The organism is Aliisedimentitalea scapharcae, from assembly GCF_045277565.1.
In the GTDB taxonomy this organism is placed as follows: domain Bacteria; phylum Pseudomonadota; class Alphaproteobacteria; order Rhodobacterales; family Rhodobacteraceae; genus Aliisedimentitalea; species Aliisedimentitalea scapharcae.
This window is the reverse complement of the sequence record NZ_CP123584.1, coordinates 1,090,335-1,109,593: the sequence shown is the minus strand read 5'-3', so window position 1 is coordinate 1,109,593 and position 19,259 is coordinate 1,090,335. Positions and strand designations below refer to the sequence as shown.

At 59.9% G+C, this 19,259-nt stretch carries 16 protein-coding genes; 7 read left to right on the top strand and 9 right to left on the bottom strand.

All coding sequences use genetic code 11. From position 1 onward, the window contains the following. The first annotated feature begins 17 nt into the window (after positions 1-17). The 6 genes from QEZ52_RS05205 (at position 18) to QEZ52_RS05180 (ending at position 8,223) form a co-directional block, all read left to right on the top strand. Positions 18-857, top strand: a complete 840-nt coding sequence (locus QEZ52_RS05205; protein WP_406648429.1) for an FkbM family methyltransferase — start codon at positions 18-20, stop codon at positions 855-857. Positions 858-1,005: 148 nt separating this feature from the next. After that, positions 1,006-3,960: a 2-oxoglutarate dehydrogenase E1 component gene (locus QEZ52_RS05200; protein ID WP_406648428.1), complete on the top strand. Its 2,955-nt coding sequence runs from the start codon at positions 1,006-1,008 to the stop codon at positions 3,958-3,960. A 7-nt stretch (positions 3,961-3,967) separates the two neighbouring features. Beyond that, positions 3,968-5,467 (top strand): 2-oxoglutarate dehydrogenase complex dihydrolipoyllysine-residue succinyltransferase, encoded by a 1,500-nt coding sequence (gene odhB / locus QEZ52_RS05195; protein ID WP_406650330.1) that lies wholly within the window; start codon positions 3,968-3,970, stop codon positions 5,465-5,467. A gap of 5 nt (positions 5,468-5,472) precedes the next feature. Then, on the top strand, positions 5,473-6,105 hold the full coding sequence (locus QEZ52_RS05190) for a hypothetical protein (RefSeq protein WP_406648427.1): 633 nt from the start codon (positions 5,473-5,475) through the stop codon (positions 6,103-6,105). A gap of 306 nt (positions 6,106-6,411) precedes the next feature. Beyond that, positions 6,412-7,803: a dihydrolipoyl dehydrogenase gene (gene lpdA / locus QEZ52_RS05185; protein WP_406648426.1), complete on the top strand. Its 1,392-nt coding sequence runs from the start codon at positions 6,412-6,414 to the stop codon at positions 7,801-7,803. Between the two features lie 111 nt (positions 7,804-7,914). Then, the gene (locus QEZ52_RS05180) at positions 7,915-8,223 is read left to right on the top strand and encodes an EthD family reductase (protein WP_406648425.1); all 309 of its coding nucleotides are present in this window, start codon (positions 7,915-7,917) and stop codon (positions 8,221-8,223) included. Between the two features lie 84 nt (positions 8,224-8,307). Here QEZ52_RS05180 and QEZ52_RS05175 read toward each other — a convergent pair whose 3' ends face one another. Genes QEZ52_RS05175 through QEZ52_RS05160 form a run of 4 tightly spaced genes read right to left on the bottom strand, consistent with a single transcriptional unit; the run spans position 8,308 to position 11,213 of the window. Beyond that, positions 8,308-8,913 (bottom strand): pyridoxamine 5'-phosphate oxidase family protein, encoded by a 606-nt coding sequence (locus QEZ52_RS05175; protein ID WP_406648423.1) that lies wholly within the window; start codon positions 8,911-8,913, stop codon positions 8,308-8,310. After that, on the bottom strand, positions 8,891-9,640 hold the full coding sequence (locus QEZ52_RS05170) for a 1-acyl-sn-glycerol-3-phosphate acyltransferase (RefSeq protein ID WP_406648422.1): 750 nt from the start codon (positions 9,638-9,640) through the stop codon (positions 8,891-8,893). The genes QEZ52_RS05175 and QEZ52_RS05170 overlap by 23 nt, the downstream gene beginning before the upstream one ends. After that, positions 9,640-10,539, bottom strand: a complete 900-nt coding sequence (locus QEZ52_RS05165; RefSeq protein ID WP_406648421.1) for an ABC transporter permease — start codon at positions 10,537-10,539, stop codon at positions 9,640-9,642. The genes QEZ52_RS05170 and QEZ52_RS05165 overlap by 1 nt, the downstream gene beginning before the upstream one ends. Next, positions 10,536-11,213: a cell division ATP-binding protein FtsE gene (locus QEZ52_RS05160; RefSeq protein WP_406648420.1), complete on the bottom strand. Its 678-nt coding sequence runs from the start codon at positions 11,211-11,213 to the stop codon at positions 10,536-10,538. The genes QEZ52_RS05165 and QEZ52_RS05160 overlap by 4 nt, the downstream gene beginning before the upstream one ends. A 185-nt stretch (positions 11,214-11,398) precedes the next feature. Here QEZ52_RS05160 and QEZ52_RS05155 point away from each other — a divergent pair, with 185 nt between their 5' ends. Further along, positions 11,399-12,295: a zinc-ribbon domain-containing protein gene (locus QEZ52_RS05155; protein ID WP_406648419.1), complete on the top strand. Its 897-nt coding sequence runs from the start codon at positions 11,399-11,401 to the stop codon at positions 12,293-12,295. Between the two features lie 33 nt (positions 12,296-12,328). Here QEZ52_RS05155 and QEZ52_RS05150 read toward each other — a convergent pair whose 3' ends face one another. From QEZ52_RS05150 to argH, 5 genes are all read right to left on the bottom strand, one after another. After that, complete coding sequence (locus tag QEZ52_RS05150; protein WP_406648418.1) at positions 12,329-14,935, bottom strand: TIGR02302 family protein; 2,607 nt, start codon at positions 14,933-14,935, stop codon at positions 12,329-12,331. Between the two features lie 37 nt (positions 14,936-14,972). Next, positions 14,973-16,238, bottom strand: coding sequence for a diaminopimelate decarboxylase (lysA, locus tag QEZ52_RS05145; RefSeq protein ID WP_406648417.1), 1,266 nt, complete (start codon positions 16,236-16,238; stop codon positions 14,973-14,975). A 64-nt stretch (positions 16,239-16,302) separates the two neighbouring features. Beyond that, a complete protein-coding gene (locus QEZ52_RS05140; protein WP_406648416.1) occupies positions 16,303-17,529 on the bottom strand; it encodes a sugar-transfer associated ATP-grasp domain-containing protein in 1,227 nt (408 codons plus the stop codon). Between the two features lie 156 nt (positions 17,530-17,685). After that, positions 17,686-17,865: a hypothetical protein gene (locus tag QEZ52_RS05135; RefSeq protein ID WP_406648415.1), complete on the bottom strand. Its 180-nt coding sequence runs from the start codon at positions 17,863-17,865 to the stop codon at positions 17,686-17,688. Further along, positions 17,862-19,253: an argininosuccinate lyase gene (gene argH, locus QEZ52_RS05130; protein ID WP_406648414.1), complete on the bottom strand. Its 1,392-nt coding sequence runs from the start codon at positions 19,251-19,253 to the stop codon at positions 17,862-17,864. The genes QEZ52_RS05135 and argH overlap by 4 nt, the downstream gene beginning before the upstream one ends. Positions 19,254-19,259 lie beyond the last annotated feature (6 nt).

Here is a 19,259-nt window from a genome sequence, read left to right as displayed (position 1 = left end):
TGCGGGGCCGTTGTGAAATGACCGCCGCACCGTCTCCCCATGCTCCGCTGGCCAGCGTTCCCTTCAAGCTGCGCCTCAAGCATCAATTGGCGGTGTCACCCTTGGCCGGGCCCATCGAAATCCTGCGTCGAACATGGTCCGAACTGACCGGCATCCGGCATCCCGAACTGGGCCTTCTGCGCCAGGAAGACCGGTTCATCGACCTGATGTTGTCGCGTATGATCAAACCCGACTGGACCTGCCTGGATGTGGGCGGCCACCTGGGATCTGTCTCTTACAAACTGCGCCGACATGCGCCCGATGGCCGCCTGATCATAATCGAGGCCAGCCCGGGCAAGGCCGCGATGCTGCGCAACAGCTTTCCCGACTGCGACGTCCACGCGGTTGCCGTCTCCGACACCGATGGTCAGGTCAGCTTTTTCGAAAACCTGAGCCAACCGGGCTTCAGTTCGCTGGCGGATCGCAGCGGGCGCGGCGACACCCAGGAAATCACCGTTCCCGCCCGCCGTCTGGACGATCTCATCGGGGATGACATCACCCTCGACTTTATCAAGATAGATGTCGAAGGGTTTGAATACCCCGCGCTGCGCGGCGCTGCTGCCCTGCTGCGCAGATGCCGTCCGGTCGTTCTGTTCGAAGCTGGCGCAGTTCAGGACGAAACCCTGGACACCAGCCTGACAGACAATCTGTTCCGGATGTTTACCGATGACCTGAACTATGACGTGTTCGCGGCCTTTGATCTCTATTTTGACCGCCCCGCCCTGACCGCGGCGCAATTTGGGTCATACCGCCAATACCCATTTCTAGCGTTCAACTATTTTGCGGTACCGCGCGACACCACAGGTGACGGCACATGACACATCCGCCCCCCGGTTTACCCGCCCCACAACTGGCACCAGCCCCATCCCTGATGCCCCCGCCCCATACACCGAAACCAAGACACACCGCCGGAAATTGAATTTTGAAGAAGTCCCCAAGCCTTCTTCATATTACCAGGAGCCGACAATGACAGATCAAAGCCCCAACGAGCTCTTCCATGCGTCCTCGTTCATGCAGGGTCACAACGCCGAATATCTGGAACAGATGTACGCCAGATACGCCAATGATCCGGGTGCCGTCGACGCGGCCTGGGCCGAGTTCTTCCGCCAGATGGGCGACGCCGAACTGGATGTAAAAGCCGAAGCCACCGGCCCGTCCTGGGCGCGCACCGATTGGCCGCCCGTGCCCAGCGACGACCTGACCCATGCCCTGACAGGCGAATGGGCCCAGGCCGACAGCAAGGCCGCCGCCAAAAAGATCAAGGACAAGGCCGCCGCCACCGGCGTCGCGGTCAGCGATGATCAGATCAAACGCGCCGTGCTGGATTCGATCCGCGCCCTGATGCTGATCCGGGCCTATCGGATCCGGGGTCACCTGGTTGCAGATCTGGACCCGCTGGGGATGCGCTCGACCGTGCCGCATCCCGAACTGGACCCAAAATCCTACGGCTTTACCGATGCCGACATGGATCGCCCGATCTTCATCGACAATGTGCTGGGCCTCCAGGTTGCCAGCATGCGCCAGATCGTCGAGATCGTGAACCGCACCTATTGCGGTACATTCGCGCTGCAATACATGCATATTTCCAACCCCGAAGAGGCCAGCTGGCTCAAGGAGCGGATCGAAGGCCTGGGCAAGGAAATCCAGTTCACCCGCGAAGGTCGCAAGGCCATCCTGAACAAGATGGTCGAAGCCGAAGGGTTCGAGAAATTCCTGCACGTCAAATACATGGGCACCAAACGCTTTGGTCTGGACGGCGGTGAATCCCTGATCCCCGCGATGGAACAGATCATCAAACGCGGCGGCAGCCTGGGTGTCGAAGAAATCGTCATCGGCATGCCCCACCGGGGCCGCCTGTCGGTTCTGGCCAATGTGATGCAGAAACCCTATCGCGCGATCTTCAACGAATTCCAGGGCGGCAGCTTCAAACCCGAGGATGTCGACGGATCGGGCGACGTGAAATATCACCTCGGCGCTTCGTCAGACCGCGAATTCGACAACAACAATGTCCACCTGTCGCTGACCGCCAACCCCTCCCACCTCGAAGCGGTGAACCCCGTTGTGCTGGGCAAGGTGCGCGCCAAACAGGATCAGAAAAACGACGCGGACCGGATCAAGGTTCTGCCGATCCTGCTGCACGGTGATGCGGCCTTCGCCGGTCAGGGTGTCGTGGCTGAATGTTTCGCTCTCTCGGGCCTCAAGGGGCACAAGACAGGCGGCACCATGCATATCGTGGTCAACAACCAGATCGGTTTCACCACCGCACCGCATTTTTCGCGCTCCTCGCCCTATCCCACCGACAATGCGCTGGTGGTCGAAGCACCGATCTTTCATGTCAACGGCGACGATCCCGAAGCGGTCGTGCACGCGGCCAAGGTTGCCACCGAATTCCGCCAGAAATTCCACAAGGACGTCGTCATCGACATCTTCTGCTACCGTCGGTTTGGTCACAACGAGGGCGACGAGCCCATGTTCACCAACCCGATCATGTACAAGAAGATCAAAGGCCACAAAACCACGCTGGCGCTCTATACCGAACGCCTGGTCAAGGACGGCCTGATCCCCGAAGGCGAAATCGAAGACATGAAGGCCGCCTTTCAGGCGCATCTGAACGAAGAGTTCGAAACCGGCAAGGATTACAAACCCAACAAGGCCGACTGGCTGGACGGGCGCTGGTCGCATCTGGATAAAAAGGACGCCGATTATCAGCGCGGACAGACCTCGATCGATGCCGACACCTTTGCCGACATCGGGCGCGCGCTCTCGACCGCACCTGACGGGTTCCCGCTGCACAAAACGGTTGGTCGCCTGCTCGAAACCAAGAAAAAGATGTTCGAAACCGGCTCTGGCATCGACTGGGCCACGGGCGAGGCTCTGGCCTTTGGCTCGCTCATGACCGAAGGCTATCCGGTCCGCCTGTCCGGGCAGGACGCTACCCGCGGTACCTTTTCTCAACGTCATTCCGGCCTGATCAACCAGGACACCGAAGAGCGCTACTATCCGCTCAACCACATCCGCGCCGGTCAGTCCCAATACGAAGTCATCGACTCGATGCTCAGCGAATATGCGGTGCTCGGCTTTGAATACGGCTTTTCGCTGGCCGAACCCAATGCGCTGACCCTGTGGGAGGCCCAGTTCGGCGATTTCGCCAATGGCGCCCAGATCATGTTCGATCAGTTCATCAGCTCGGGCGAAAGCAAATGGCTGCGCATGTCCGGTCTGGTGACCCTGCTGCCGCACGGTTTTGAGGGCCAGGGCCCTGAACACAGCTCGGCCCGCCTGGAACGGTTCCTGCAGATGTGTGGCCAGGACAACTGGATCGTCGCCAATTGTACGACGCCTGCGAACTACTTCCACATCCTGCGCCGTCAGCTGCACCGCACCTTCCGCAAGCCGCTGATCCTGGTCACACCGAAATCGCTGCTGCGCCACAAACTCTGCGTCTCCAACGCCGAAGATTTCACCACCGGATCCAGCTTTCACCGGGTGCTGTGGGATGACGCCCAAAAGGGCAACTCCGACACCCAGCTGGTTGCCGATGACAAGATCAAGCGCGTGGTGATCTGCTCGGGCAAGGTCTACTTCGACCTGCTCGAAGAACGCGACGCCCGCGGCATCGACGATGTCTACCTGATGCGGCTTGAACAATATTACCCCTTCCCGGCCCTCTCGATGGTCAACGAATTGGAACGCTTCAAGACCGCCGAAGTCATCTGGTGTCAGGAAGAGCCCAAGAACCAGGGCGCCTGGACCTTTATCGAACCCAACATCGAATGGGTGCTGACCCGCATCGGTGCCGATTACAAACGACCGCGCTATGTCGGTCGCGCCACGTCTGCCTCGCCCGCAACGGGTCTGGCCAGCCAACACAAAGCCCAACAAGAAGCGCTCGTGAACGAAGCGCTGAGCATCGAAGGATAACATGACGATGACAAGCGAAGTTCGTGTCCCAACTCTTGGTGAATCCGTAACCGAGGCCACAATCGCCACCTGGTTCAAAAAACCCGGCGATGCCGTTGCCGTGGACGAAATGCTCTGCGAGCTGGAAACTGACAAGGTCACGGTCGAAGTGCCCTCGCCCGCTGCCGGCGTCATGGGGGAAATCGTTGCCGCCGAAGGGGACACCGTTGGCGTCAACGCCCTGTTGGCCACCATCGCCGAAGGCGGTGCAGGCACCAGCGCCGCCCCCGCGGCACCCGCCGCCGCCCCGGCCGCGGCCAGCGCCACGGACATCATGGTTCCCACCCTGGGCGAATCCGTGTCCGAAGCCACCGTATCGACCTGGTTCAAACAGGTCGGTGATACCGTCGCCCAGGACGAAATGCTCTGCGAGCTGGAAACCGACAAGGTCTCGGTCGAAGTCCCCGCCCCCACGTCGGGCGTGCTGACCGAAATCACCGCTGCCGAAGGTGCCACCGTGTCCGCATCCGCCAAACTTGGCGTGATCTCCGGATCCGGCTCGGGTGCCGCCCCGGCCCCCGCCGCGCCCGCAGCTGCGGTAAACCCGGCCGTGGCCACCACCGCGGCGGCCAAAGACGTGGCCAACGCCCCCTCGGCCGAAAAGGCGATGGCCAGTGCCGGTCTCAGCGCGGATGCCGTGCAGGGCACCGGACGGGATGGCCGCATCATGAAGGACGACGTCGCCCGCGCCGTGGCCGCGGCGGCTGCAACCCCGGCCCCCGCACCAGCCCCCGCCGCGCCCCGCGCACCGGTGGCCGCCGATGACGCCGCGCGCGAAGAGCGGGTGAAAATGACCCGCCTGCGTCAGACCATCGCCAAACGTCTCAAGGACAGCCAGAACACCGCTGCCATGCTCACCACCTATAACGAGGTCGACATGACCGAGGTGATGGCCCTGCGCAACGAATACAAAGAGCTGTTCCTGAAGAAACACGGCGTCAAACTGGGCTTCATGTCCTTCTTTACCAAAGCCTGCTGCCACGCGCTCAAAGAGGTGCCCGAGGTCAACGCCGAAATTGATGGCACCGACATCGTGTACAAGAATTTCGTGCATATGGGCGTTGCCGCCGGCACCCCCACCGGGCTGGTTGTGCCGGTGATCCGCGACGCGGACGCCATGTCCTTTGCCGCGATCGAAAAGGCGATCGCCGAAAAAGGTGCCCGCGCCCGCGACGGCAAACTGTCGATGGCGGAAATGCAGGGCGGCACCTTCACCATCTCCAACGGGGGTGTCTACGGCTCGCTGATGTCCTCGCCGATCCTGAACCCACCGCAATCCGGTATCCTTGGCATGCACAAGATCCAGGACCGCCCGATGGCGATCAACGGTCAGGTGGTGATCCGCCCGATGATGTATCTGGCGCTCTCCTATGACCACCGCATCGTCGACGGCAAAGGTGCCGTCACCTTCCTGGTCCGCGTCAAAGAGGCCCTCGAAGACCCCCGTCGCCTGCTGATGGATCTGTAAGGAGCATGGCCCTTACAGGAATACCGAGCCAGTGGCCAAGGACACTTAGTGTCCTTGGCCTGGGTTCTATCCTGTTACTGCTGCTCTCAGACTTGGCAAACCTGGCCAAACCTGCAGAGCCGCAGACTTGGCAAGCTCTTGCCTATCTTGGTCTGGAAGCGCCAAGTGTGGCAGCGATCGAGGTTCTCGTTTTCCTATTCGCCTCATGCGTCGCAGGCGAAGCTGTCATGCTCATGGGCATGGCGGCCCAACGGAAAAGCCCCGTTCATCTAAGGCGTTTCGCGGTTGTCAAATTTATCGCAGTCGAAGGCAACGAAGTTTGGGGGCAACATTTTTCTGAAGCGGAAAGAAAATTTGAACTTTTCAATGGCCTTGGCGCTGCCGCCCTCCTGATGGGTCTGAGCATCGGCATCCACATGCTTCTTGATGGCCAATGGTTGTATGGTACCTGTTTTGTGATCGGAGGGCCTGTTGTGTCGTGCGGGTTCTTCAGCTTCTCCCGAGACTCCTATCTTGGTTTCTCCGCAATTATGGATGCCATTATCGAGGCTCAACCACCTAATACGCAGTCCCAATATTCGGAGAATGCAATCGGTGAGTTGATCGGTGAACACACAGCTTCAAAAGAAACACCGTGATGCTCAAACTTGCCGACATTGCCTCCACTTTCACAGCTCAGGTCGTCCTGAAAGGTTTCCATGCAGGACGGGGATCTCTCCTGTGCTTCAATCGTGTCTCACAGGACCGCATTCCGGCGCGCGACCATCCCTCTTCATCTGGCCAAAAATATCCCGGGGGAGGCCCATTTGGGCCGGGGGCAGAGCCCCCTTTTCCCGCAATCTCACACCCCGACACACCCGTCAGGGGGGTGCACGCCTGGTGCACGTGTGGTGCACGCATGTCACCCCCCCTGTTTCCCCAATTCCTGACGAAAGGACTTCCTCATGGCATCCTATGATGTGATCATTATCGGCGCGGGCCCCGGCGGCTATGTGTCCGCCATCCGCTGTGCCCAGCTGGGCCTGAAAACCGCCGTGGTCGAAGGCCGCGAAACCCTGGGCGGCACCTGCCTGAATGTGGGCTGTATCCCGTCCAAAGCCCTGTTGCACGCCACCCATATGCTGCACGAAGCCGAGCACAATTTCGCCGGTATGGGCCTCAAGGGCAAATCCCCCTCCGTCGACTGGAACCAGATGAAATCCTACAAGGATGACGTCATCAACCAGAACACCGGCGGCATTGAATTCCTGTTCAAAAAGAACAAGATCGACTGGATCAAAGGCTATGGCTCGATCCCGGCACCGGGCAAGGTTCAGGTCGGTGACACCACCTATGACACCAAGAACATCGTGATCGCGTCGGGCTCGGTTCCAGCCGCTCTCCCCGGTGTCGATGTCGACGAAAAAATCGTCGTGACTTCGACCGGAGCGCTGGAATTGTCCAAGATTCCCAAGAAGATGGTGGTGATCGGTGCCGGTGTGATCGGTCTGGAGCTGGGCTCGGTTTACGCTCGCCTCGGCTCCGAAGTCACCGTGGTCGAATACATGGATGCGGTCTGTCCCGGCATGGACAAGGACGTCCAGCGCGGCTTCAAACGCATCCTGGAAAAGCAGGGCCTCACCTTCATCATGGGCGCGGCCGTGCAGGGCGTGGACACCACCAAGACCAAAGCCAAGGTCAAATACCAGCCCAAGAAGGGCGGCGACACACAAACCCTCGACGCCGACGTCGTTCTGGTTGCCACCGGGCGCAAACCCTACACCGACGGGTTGGGGCTGGACACCATCGGCGTCACCATGACTGACCGCGGTCAGATCGCAACGGATGCCAAATGGGCCACCAACGTGCCGGGTATCTATGCCATCGGCGACGCCATCGAGGGCCCCATGCTGGCCCACAAGGCCGAGGATGAAGGCATGGCCGTCGCCGAAGTGATCGCTGGCAAACATGGCCACGTCAACTATGGCGTGATCCCCGGCGTGGTCTACACCACCCCCGAAGTCGCCACCGTCGGTGCCACCGAAGACGCGCTCAAGGCCGAAGGCCGCAAGATCAAGGTCGGCAAGTTCATGTTCATGGGCAACGCCCGTGCCAAGGCCGTTGGCCAGGCCGAAGGCGGCTTTGTCAAAATCATCACCGACAAGGAAACCGACCGCATTCTGGGCGCGGCGATCATCGGGCCTGCCGCGGGTGACATGATCCACGAACTGTGCGTGGCGATGGAATTCGGGGCGTCGGCCGAAGACGTGGCGCTGACCTGCCACGCGCACCCGACCTACTCCGAAGCCGTGCGTGAAGCCGCGCTGGCCTGTGGTGACGGTCCGATCCACAGCTGACAATTGCGCGATATTTCAGGATCAAGGGCGGCCTCGGGTCGCCCTTTTCATTTGCCGTTTCCACACTCAACCGCTTTACTGCGGGGACACTGAAAATGAAGGGCGTTCAAAATGTCAGTTTCACTGCAAGTCATCTATCCGATCGGCGACGACACCCACTTTGACTATGAATATTACACCAGCACACATATGGCGCTGGTGGGCGAACACATGGGACCCCACCTGCAAAGCACATTGGTAACCAAAGGGCTTGCCGGTGGGCCGGATACGCCGCCAGCCTTTTATGCTGTGGCGTCAATTGTCTTTGCCGATCAGGACGCTCTGGGCGCCGCTATGGCCGCTGCCGGGCCTGTGCTCGCGGATTTGCCGAATTTCACCAATGTGCAGCCCAATATGCTGATCGGTGACGTCATCGGATAAAGCGGCACTCTTGCCCGCTGTTCCTCCGCCCTCTGTCACGGCCGCAACCCAGCGCGACACAGGAGTGAAGGGACGGTGGGCAGGCTACCACATGGTATGCGCCGCGCGCGCGCCCCAAGCATCGTCATAGGGTTTCCCGCCCTCTTCTCCGTCGGTCATCTCGGCCAGGATCTCTCCCATCGTGGGGAGATCAACACTCTCATCCACACCAAGCCATGTTCCTGCGCGCATCATGGCGCGGGCGCATTGGGTGTAAATCTCGTCGATTGCGATCACGATGACTGTTGCAGGCACTTTGCCGTTCTTGTCAAATCGCGCTCTCATATCTGCGTCAGCGGTGACCCGAGCCTGACCGTTCACCCGGACAACATTGTTTGATCCAGGCACCAGAAACATCAACGACACACGCGGATCGCGCACGATGTTTCGCAGGCTGTCCAATCTGTTGTTGCCCCGCCAATCCGGCATGGCCAGAGTTCCGGGATCCAACTCCAGCACACAGGGGCCATCATCCCCACGCGGGCTGCCATCGCTGCCTTCTGGACCGACTGTTCCCAGAACACATAATTTGGAGGCCATAATCCATTGCCGATACAAGGGTGTCATCCGCTTGGCCACTTTGCGCATCGCAGGGGCGCTGATATCGCCATATAGCGCGTCAAGCGCATCAAGACTGTTGAGATATTCCATCAGGATCAAACCCCGCTTCGCGCATCAATTCATTTGATTTGGCTTCGACCCGGGTTTCCAGGTCTTCCATGAATAGTTTTTTTCGAACGCCGGGCTGGATCGGGTCCAGAAATTCAACCACCGCAAGCCCCGGTTTTCGCATAATCCCCTTGCGGGGCCAGAACACACCCACGTTGGTTGCGGCTGGCACGCAGGTCTGGTTCAACCCTTCGTACAGCACCGCTGTACCGATCTTATAGGGTTTGTGAGCCCCTGGCGCGACCCGTGTCCCCTGAGAATAAATCACCAACTGACCTGGTTCCTGAAACTCGGCAGCGACGTCCTGAACCATCTTGGCGATTGCGGCTCCACGTTTGCCACGGTTCACCGGAACACACCCCAGCCGTTTGGCGTACATGCCAATGATGGGCGTCCACAGCAATTCACGCTTCATGATGAATTTGGCCCGCGGTGCCGCGTTAAAGATCATCAGAATATCCAAGAAGCTCTGATGTTTGGCCGCAATCATGACTTCATCCACGGGGACAGCGCCACGAATTTCGGTGCGGATCCCCACCATCCAGCGGGCAGTCCACAACACCCAACGGCAGTAGGTCTTGCACGCCATCAAGGCCCCGTTGCGCGACACCAGGGCATAGGGAGCAAACACCAATCCCAGCACCAGCATGGCCACATAGATCTGTATCACGAAAACCAGTGATACCAGCCACCGGACCGCATGTTTCATCACGCAAGCTCCCTTAGTTTACGCCGGGCCGCGGTCCCGGTTGCGGCAAACGCAACCAGGGCCCCCAAAGGCGGGATCAGGATCGGCCAGACCCATCCCCAACCCTGAAACCCCAATCCGGTCAGAAACCCGCCTTCGTCCGATGCCTCGGGCATCAACCAGACCCCCAGCATCCCCAAAATCACACCCACACCACAACCGATCAAGGCCCGCAGCGTGAACCGACGCACAAAGGCCTGGGCAATATAGGCGTCCTGCGCCCCCACCAGACGCAGCACCTCGATCACCTGGGCATTGGCCGCCAGGGCAGCATTGGCCGCCAGCGTAATCATGGCCGCCATCGCGCCCCCAATCAGCAATATGGAAAACAATCCTAGGCGACGCAGGCTGTTGGCGGCCCCAACCAGCGGCTCGCGCCAACGCGTGTGGTCATCCAGAACTGCGCCGGGAACTTCGGCAGACAACCGCAACCGCAACCCGGCCGCGTCATAGCCCGGTTCCCCTTCGATCACTTCGATCAGCTGTGGCACCGGCAAAGTATCCAGCGGAATGTCAGGACCCAGCCAAGGGGACAACAAGGCAATCTGCTCTTCTTCGGACAACGCCCGGGCCGACGCGATCCCTGGGGTCTGCTGAAGGATTTTCAGCGCCGCATCGGTCTGAGCCACACGTTGATCTGCCGGAGCATTGATCCGCAGAGTTGCCGCCTTGGCCAGCTCTTGGGCCCAGCGATCCGCCAAACGCCCCGAGGCCAGCGACAGTGCCAGCGCAAAAACGGCCAGAAACGCCATGGCCCCGGCCACGAACAACGTCAAATGCGCGGTGAACCCGCTGGGGGGCACAACCCGATCTGCCTGGGCGTCACCGATCAGCAATGCGCGAATGCGTCCCTGGCTCATAAATCCGCCCCTGCCAGCTGTAGCCGTCGGTCCGAAATGCGCAGCACCCGCGCCTGAACCTGTTTCTTGGCGGCCCGGATCAGCGCCAGATCGTGGCTCGCCACCAGAATGGTCTTGCCCATCCGGTTCAATTCGACCAGCAGACGCAAAAGACGTTGCGACATTTCCCAATCGACATTCCCGGTGGGTTCATCGGCAATCACCACATCCGGAGACAGAATGACGGCCCGTGCCAGGGCAGCACGCTGGCGTTCGCCGCCTGATAGCTCTGGCGGCGTTGCATCCGCGCGTTCGGTCAGCCCGACCCAATTGATCAACTCGTGCAGATTGCCTTCTTCCTGGGTCATTTCCCGCCCCGATACAGTCAAAGGCAAAGCGATATTCTCATAAACCGGAAGATGGTCCAGAAACCGGCAGTCCTGATGAACGACACCTATCCGGCGTCGCAGCATGGCCATCTGGTCCCTGTCCAACCCTTTGATATCCATATTAAAAGCGCGCGCCTTGCCCGACGTCGGTTTCAGTGCGCCATAACAGAGTTTCAGAAGAGTTGTTTTCCCAGCCCCAGACGGCCCTGTCAGAAAATGAAACGACCCCGGTGCCAGCTGGACCGATACATTGGTCAACAGCTCACCACCGCCGTAATTGTAACCCACATTGTCCAGCTCGATCACGGCCGACCCCTTGTCCCTTTGTCGCTGTTGTGCCCCAGTAAGGCATCAGTTTCAATGCTCTGTCCCAACGGGAGCGCACCGGATCCGCAAAAAGGTGAGTGAATTGTCTCTTCCCCGTTTCTAACAAAGTGCGTATGCTGTTGGGAAAATAAAATCAGGCAGTTAAACGGTACAGGAGGGGCAGGATGCGACTGACATGTCCGAATTGCGGTGCGCAATACGAAGTTCCCGATGGTGTTATTCCGACAGAAGGTCGCGACGTCCAGTGTTCCAATTGCGGCAACACCTGGTTTCAGGACCACCCCGACAGCACACCGGACACGGTGCGCCCGGCTGCGGAAGATGACTGGGACGCCGGTCAGGACGTCCCCCCCACAGAAGAAGAAGCGGACACCGAAACCCCGTTCGAGGACGGTGATTTCCAGACTGGTGTCGACCCCGACGCCTATGAAGACGAGGATCTGGATCTTCTCCCTGCGGATCCCGTGATCGAGGAGTCCGACCAACAACCACCGGCACCCCAGGCAACCGGAGCCCGAGGCCTGGATCCGTCGATTTCGGAAATCCTGCGGGAAGAGGCCGAACGCGAAGCCCAAATCCGCGCGCATGAAACTCCCGACGGTCTGGAAACCCAGACCGAAATGGGACTGGAAGAAGCGGTCGACGACGAACCGGCGCGCCGCGCCCGTCAGGCCCGCGACCGGATGGCCAGGATCAAGGGCGAAGAACCCACCGCCGTTGTCGAAGACACAAGCGGATCACGCCGCGGATTGCTGCCCGATATCGAAGAAATAAATTCCACACTCAGATCTTCGACAAACGCGGTTGCTTCCGCAGATCAGGACGCAGACCAGGACGCGATTGAACCCGTCCCGGAAAAGCGCGGGTTTGCCCGTGGTTTTGCATTGGTCCTAATGATCGCGGTTGGCATGGGGGTGCTTTACAAGATGGCACCACAGATCGCCCAGTCAGTTCCCCAGGCGGATCCAATGATCAGCGCATATGTCGCGTTGGTGGATCAGGCGCGGGTTTGGCTGGATACCCTGATCGGGCCTTTGTTGGGATCGATCAGGGGTGAATGACTAACCCTCAAGACAACAGGTGATTGGATCGGATCAAAACCGATCCAGCAACCGCTGCAAATAGCTGCGTTCTGTTTCTGACCGGCTGCTGTCGCCCGACCGACGGCGAATTTCTTCCAAAAGATCACGGGCCCGGCGGTACACATCCGCGCCGCGCAACATATTGTCTTCGCCGTTCAGCGCCCCGCCACGCGACGAGGAGTTGCGCCCCAACGGGTCGCGATTCTGAGCCTGTTGGGCACCATCCCGCGCGCCTTGCCCAGGTTGCTGTTCGTTGGCCATCGCCTCGCCCAGCGATCGCATCCCTTCGCGCAACGCTTCCATCGCCTGCGCCTGCTGGTCGATGGCATCGGCCAGATTGTCCTGCCGCAGCGCGTCTTCGGCCTTGTCCATTGCTTCACCGGCTCGCCCCAATGCATCACGGGCGTCTTCGCCTTCGGGCGTTCCGGCGCCGGGCAGACCATTTTCCTGGCGTTGCAGCTCCTGACGCAGGGCCTGCTGGCGGTCGGCCAGTCCCTGTTCGGATCCGGGACCTGTGGACCCTTCACCGTCGGCACCGGGTTGGCTCCCCGAGGACCCGTTTTCATTGGCTGACCCTTCGCCGCGTCCCTGTCCCTGACCTTCGTGGCTTTCACCGCGTCCCAGACCGCCATTGCGCCCCTCGTTGCCCTGGCTTTCGCCACTCCGGGCATCGGGGTTGAACTGTTCCTGCAGGTCGCGAAAGGCCTGGTCGCTCAGACCTTGTTGTTCGCGCAGCGTATCGGCCAGCCCTTCCATCGCCTGTTGCCCCGGAGATTGGCCGTCCTGCCCCTGCCCTTGCGTGACACGCATGTTTTCCATCAGCTCCTGCAATTCCTGCAGTGCCTGTTCGGCCTCGGCCATGCGGCCCTGTTCCATCAGTTCCTGGATGCGATCCATCATCTGTTGCAAATCATCCTGGGTCATTTGCAGAGCGTTTTCATCCGGCTGCTGACCGGGGCTTTGGCCGTCCTGATTCTGCTGCTGCGCCTGTCGGGACAATTGCCGCAGATAATCCTGAGTGGCGTCGCGCAGCTCCTGCATCAGTTCGGCTATCTCGGCGTCGCTGGCCCCGTTTTTCATTGCCTGAGACAGGCGTTCCTGTGCCTGGCGCATCCGTTCCAGCGCATCCGCCGCATCGCCATCTTCCAGCCGCACGGCCAGATCCCACATCGCCTGGGCGATCTCTTCCTGTTGGGTCGTGGTCATCCCATAGGCGGTAAAGCTCTCCAATCGGCGCAGGATGGTCCGGAGCCGCAGGTAGACCGTGTGCGATTTGATGATCCTGTCGGGGCGATGCGACACCGCGCGCAGCACCTGTGCCACACGACCCGCATTGTCCCGAGACCACAGCAGATCGCGCCGCTGTTCGGCAATAGCCGCCGCAAGCGGATCAAAGAAATGCCGCGCCGGAAGGATCGAACCAACCGCTTCCGACATCCCGGTCTGACCCGCCGCATCGGTGGCTGAAAGGGTAAAGATCACCGGCAGGTTGGCCCAGGGGTGCTGGGAGAAATCTTCGATGACTTCTTCGACAAAGCTGTCGCGGTTTCCAGAGATCGGCAGCGGCAACCCCACAACAATCGGATCGCGCAGTTCCGGGTCGATCCTGAGCCCGTGACGGCGATCCACAGCGTTCAAATCCAGCTCGACACGAACCTCGCCACCGGTGACCGCGTAGTCGTCCTGAGCCGCAAACGTCAACGCCATGACGCCGCCGGGTTTGGCCTCGGCCGGACCGGCGATGGAAATCTGTGGTATTGTGTCCGGCGTGGCCTGCACCTCCCATGCTCGCCCGCCCGTGCCGTCAATCCGGATGTGTCCCGATTCGGCAATGGTGAACTTCTGATGCGGATCCGAAGCCGACGGAACCACTCCGGTGCGCCCTGAAACGGTTTCGGCCAACACCAGATCCCCCACCTGACCATAAAACCTGAGCGTCACCTGGCTGCCGGCTGGTGCCGTCAACCCATCAGCGGTGATGTCATTGAGGTAGATGGTGGGCAAGCCCGTGTAACGAGGCGGTTCGACCCAACCTTCCCAGGACGGACCGGCGGCTGCCGAAGCGGCCCCTGGCGTCATTTCAGCGACCGAGCCAACCTTCCAGATCGACCCGAACAGCACAGCGATCGCCAATGCCAACATCGCGACATACCGCAGGGCAAATGGGTCGGCGCGGGTCACGCTCAAATCCGGCTTGGGTGCGCGCGCCTGTGCCGCGCGATCGGCCATACGGGCCTGATGGATCTGCCACAGCTTCAGGCTGGCCTCATCATCTGTGCCAATCGCCGGTGTATCCAACAGCGCACCGATGGGCCGTTCCGGCAGGGTTTCATCCAGGCGCGCAATCGCTTCGGAACGGTTCGGCCAGCGAAATTTCAGCGCACCACGGATCAAAAATCCCAAAAGTGCCAGAACAAGCAAGACAACGCCGATCCAGACTGCTTCGATCGCGATTTGATCCTGTATGCCCAGCATCAGCGCCGAAAGCCCCAGCATCACACAGGTCATTACCGGCCAGAACGCGCGTACGATGCGTTCAGCAGCCAGCCCCGCCTGCGTCAGCCGCAAGGGCCAGCGCAGGGTAGTCAATGCCGTATGGTGCCTGTTTTTTCTGGCCATTCGGTCAGGGTCTCCTGATGGCCTGCACCTGATCGCGTCAGAGCCACTCGGGGATGGTATCGCGATTTATCATTTCGTCAAAGGTCGGGCGTCGGCGGATAACCGCAAATTGATCCCCATTGACCAGAACTTCGGGGATCAACGGGCGCGAATTGTATTCGCTGGCCATCACGGCACCATAGGCCCCGGCACTGCGGAAGGCGATCAGATCGCCTGCGACCAGCGGAGCCATATTGCGTTGTTTGGCAAAGGTATCGCCGCTTTCACAGACCGGACCGACGATGTCATAGGGTTGGCTTTCGACTCCGGCCTCGGCCTCGGTGACGGGCACGATGTCATGATGGGCTTCGTACATGGCGGGGCGGATCAGGTCGTTCATCGCCCCGTCGATAATCAGAAAATCCCGGTCTTCGCCCGACTTCACATAGATCACTTTGGACACCATCAGGCCTGCGTTGCCTGCGATCAGACGACCGGGTTCAATCTCGATCTCGCACCCCAGATGTCCCAGCGTGTCCTTGATCAGCTGGCCATATTCCACGGGCAACGGCGGCGCATCGTTGGACCGGACATAGGGGATACCCAAACCGCCGCCCAGATCCAGACGGCGGATATTGTGGCCTTCGCTGCGCAGGTGTTGGGTCAGGTCGGCCACCTTTTCATACGCCAGACGAAACGGTTCCAGTTCAGTCAGCTGCGAGCCGATATGCACGTCGATGCCAATCACCTCGAGCCCCGGCAGGTTGGCCGCATGAGCGTACACCGCACTGGCACGCGAGATCGGAATGCCGAATTTGTTTTCGGATTTGCCAGTCGCAATCTTGGCATGGGTCTTGGCATCGACATCCGGGTTCACACGCACCGTGATCGGCGCAACCTTGCCCAGCGACAGGGCAACCGCATTGATCGCCTCCAGTTCGGGCTCGGATTCCACGTTGAACTGACGAATCCCGCCTTCCAGCGCTGTTCGGATCTCGTCAGAAGTCTTGCCGACACCGGAAAACACGATCTTGTCGCCAGGGACGCCCGCGGCTTTGGCGCGCAGATATTCGCCCATCGACACCACATCCATCCCTGCCCCAGCCTGTGCCAGGGTTTTCAGGATCGCCTGGTTGCTGGCGGCCTTCATCGCGTAACAGACCAGATGGTCGGTGCCCTCCAGCGCCTCGTCAAACAGACGGAAATGCCGCTGCAGAGTCGCGGTGGAATAGACATAAAACGGCGTACCCACGGCAGCCGCGATTTCGGTGACGGGCACGTCTTCGGCAAAAAGCGTACCATTGCGATAAAGAAAATGATCCATGACGCGCGCTTAGACCAAAACCGCGTCATGGATCAAATGAAATTCGGGTTTTCGGGCGAACAGCCTAGGCTGGTTTGCCGGTCTTTTGCTGTTTCTGGCGCTTTTTCACCAGATTGTTGCGATAATCCAGCATGTCGCGAGACCGTTTAGCGGCCGCCTCAAACACCGGCATGAAATCATCATTCTTGATGCCGCGCTGGAATGCCAGCTGATAGAGCGAATGGAACGGGTTGTCGTTGCATTCGATCAGCGACGGGCCATTGGGCGTCATGGCCACATCCCACCCAATCACGCCAAATTCGGGGAACAATGCGTGGGCTTCGGCCGCCATTTTACAGGCTTCGTCCCAATGGGGGATTTGCAGGCCTTTGAATTTTTCACCTGACACGGGGTGTTCTTCGATGTCGCGCGCATCGGGACCGGTGCCGATGCGGCATTGACCTACAATCCCTGTCTGTTCATCAACCGGCGCGATCATGCTTCCGTCCTGCCAGAAATTGTCAGACATCGCCTTGGGCGACGGCACCTTCCACAGGGCGTACATCGGTCGGGGCATCTGTTCATCCCGGATGGTGACGATTCGCAGGGTGCCGATGGCGTTGCCTGCAACCTTGGACAGGGATTCATGCTGCTCCAACGCCGACTGAAACAGGTATCCTTCGCCATATTCGCGCACGATCTCGGCACAGAAATCGTCCAGATCAATGCCGCGCCCATCGCCCAATACGATCTCGGACCCGTTCATGTGATCCAACAGGGCCGAACCAAAGCTGCCTGAATAGGACTGCGGTTTACCAAATAGTGGAAATACCGCGTCTTCGGTCAGGAACTTGCGCAGGTCCTTGGCGGTGGACAGCGTCGGGATGTTTCCGGCACGGCGCAGCGTGGAGAACACCGCCTGCGTTTTGGTTGTCCGAAACCCCAGTTGTTCCAACAGCGAGGTATACATGACCTTGTCCGCAACAAAGGTCTTTTGCCCGTTCAGGCTGCTCGGTGACAACCACGCGTTCAGATCCCAGCTGGAGCGACTGCCGACATATTGCTTTTTTGCCTGCCAGCTAAGATCCGGGTGATAGAGGCCAGAAGAGAAATATTCGTTCAGGAACAGCCTGCTCTTGCCCCGGCTCAGCAGGAATGCCTCGCGCATTTGGCGGATCGGGCTGACGCCATAGGCGCGCGCCACGCGAACCAGCATTGCCGCTGGTGGTGCCTTGACCATTTGCGGCGCGGCCAAAAGGGCCTTGCCCGTAGGCACGCTGTTGGGGGCGGGGGCTGCTGCTGCGGCGGTCATACTCTGTCTCCTCAATGGCACAACATTGACGGCAATTCTGCTCGTTACAGACAGGGTAGACGGAAAAAATGGCCAAAATTTGACTGGATTGTTTCCGATTTTATGGAAATCCAAGAAAACGGGGCCCGATGACCTGCCCCGTCTCCATATGGTCGCTTAAAACCCGACGAAAATGTTCAACGGCCCCTGTGAGAGCCCAACGCCGCCATTCACATAGGCACCAGAGCCGGAAATCCCGACATTGGCGTTCAACGAAGGCTGCACCGGCTCGCCATCCGCGCCACAGGCAGTCAGCAGCACACTACAGAACAGGGCCATCAGAACAGATCGGATCATGCCAAATTCTCTCTCCATCGCGCGATCTGGGCCCGAACCTGTGCAGGTGCGGTCCCCCCATAGGACATACGCGAGTTTACCGAATTCTCGACGCCAAGCACGGTGAAAATGTCCTGGGTGATCCCCGCATGTACACCCTGCATGTCCTCAAGGCTCAGGTCCGGCAGGTCACAGCCGCGCTGTTCGGCCATGGCCACCAGGGTGCCTGTAACATGGTGGGCATCGCGGAATGGCACCTTGAGCACCCGCACCATCCAATCGGCCAGATCGGTGGCCGTCGAGAATCCCGATCCGGCGGCGGCGGCCAGGCTGTCGACATTTGCGGTCATGTCCTTGACCATGCCTTCCATCGCTGCCAGCGCTAGCATCCAGTTGTCAGCAGCATCAAAGACCTGTTCCTTGTCTTCCTGCATGTCTTTGGAATAGGCCAGCGGCAGACCCTTCATCACCATCATCAACGCGGTATTGGCACCAAAGATGCGGCCAACCTTGGCGCGAATCAGCTCGGCCGCGTCGGGGTTCTTCTTTTGTGGCATGATCGACGACCCGGTGGAAAAGCGATCCGACAGGGTGACAAAGCGGAACTGAGCCGAAGACCAGATCACCAGCTCTTCGGCAAAACGGCTCAGGTGCATGGCACAGATCGAAGCGGTCGACAGGAATTCGAGCGCAAAGTCACGGTCAGACACCGCATCCAACGAATTGGCGGATGGGCGATCGAACCCCAACGCCGATGCCGTCATGTCGCGGTCAATCGGGAATGACGTCCCAGCCAATGCGGCGGCCCCAAGAGGCGATTCGTTCATCCGCGCCCGGGCATCGCGCACACGGGACAGGTCGCGGCCGAACATTTCCACATAGGCCATCATGTGATGCCCCCAAGTCACCGGCTGCGCGGTCTGAAGATGGGTAAAGCCCGGCATCACCCAGTCGGCGCCAGCCTCGGCCTGTGACAGCAAGGCGTTGATCAGGGCCAACAACCCGCTTTCCGCAGCGTCCAACTGGTCACGCACCCACAGTTTGAAATCGGTCGCCACCTGGTCATTGCGGGACCGACCGGTGTGCAGACGCCCTGCCGGTTCACCGATAATTTCCTTGAGCCGCGCCTCCACATTCATGTGGATGTCTTCCAACGCGGTAGAAAACTGGAACGTGCCGCTTTCGATTTCTGACAAAACGGTGAGCAGGCCTTCCCGAATGGCGTCTGCATCGTTATCGGTAATCACGCCCGTGGCGGCCAACATGGCGGCATGGGCTCTCGACCCGGCAATGTCCTGGGCTGCCATCCGCTGGTCATATCCGATCGAGGCATTGATTGCCTCCATGATCGCGTCAGGTCCAGCGGCAAAGCGGCCGCCCCACATCTGGTTCGAGGATTGGTCAGTCATGTTGGA

Excerpts from the sequence above, each read along its gene's own strand:
- QEZ52_RS05200 (WP_406648428.1), top strand. The coding sequence starts at position 1,006 with ATGACAGATCAAAGCCCCAACGAGCTCTTCCATGCGTCCTCGTTCATG.
- lpdA (WP_406648426.1), top strand. The coding sequence starts at position 6,412 with ATGGCATCCTATGATGTGATCATTATCGGCGCGGGCCCCGGCGGCTAT.
- QEZ52_RS05190 (WP_406648427.1), top strand. The coding sequence starts at position 5,473 with ATGGCCCTTACAGGAATACCGAGCCAGTGGCCAAGGACACTTAGTGTC.
- QEZ52_RS05170 (WP_406648422.1), bottom strand. The coding sequence starts at position 9,640 with ATGAAACATGCGGTCCGGTGGCTGGTATCACTGGTTTTCGTGATACAG.
- QEZ52_RS05140 (WP_406648416.1), bottom strand. The coding sequence starts at position 17,529 with ATGACCGCCGCAGCAGCAGCCCCCGCCCCCAACAGCGTGCCTACGGGC.
- argH (WP_406648414.1), bottom strand. The coding sequence starts at position 19,253 with ATGACTGACCAATCCTCGAACCAGATGTGGGGCGGCCGCTTTGCCGCT.
- QEZ52_RS05150 (WP_406648418.1), bottom strand. The coding sequence starts at position 14,935 with ATGGCCAGAAAAAACAGGCACCATACGGCATTGACTACCCTGCGCTGG.
- QEZ52_RS05155 (WP_406648419.1), top strand. The coding sequence starts at position 11,399 with ATGCGACTGACATGTCCGAATTGCGGTGCGCAATACGAAGTTCCCGAT.
- QEZ52_RS05165 (WP_406648421.1), bottom strand. The coding sequence starts at position 10,539 with ATGAGCCAGGGACGCATTCGCGCATTGCTGATCGGTGACGCCCAGGCA.
- QEZ52_RS05180 (WP_406648425.1), top strand. The coding sequence starts at position 7,915 with ATGTCAGTTTCACTGCAAGTCATCTATCCGATCGGCGACGACACCCAC.
- QEZ52_RS05205 (WP_406648429.1), top strand. The coding sequence starts at position 18 with ATGACCGCCGCACCGTCTCCCCATGCTCCGCTGGCCAGCGTTCCCTTC.
- lysA (WP_406648417.1), bottom strand. The coding sequence starts at position 16,238 with ATGGATCATTTTCTTTATCGCAATGGTACGCTTTTTGCCGAAGACGTG.
- QEZ52_RS05135 (WP_406648415.1), bottom strand. The coding sequence starts at position 17,865 with ATGATCCGATCTGTTCTGATGGCCCTGTTCTGTAGTGTGCTGCTGACT.
- QEZ52_RS05175 (WP_406648423.1), bottom strand. The coding sequence starts at position 8,913 with ATGGAATATCTCAACAGTCTTGATGCGCTTGACGCGCTATATGGCGAT.
- odhB (WP_406650330.1), top strand. The coding sequence starts at position 3,968 with ATGACAAGCGAAGTTCGTGTCCCAACTCTTGGTGAATCCGTAACCGAG.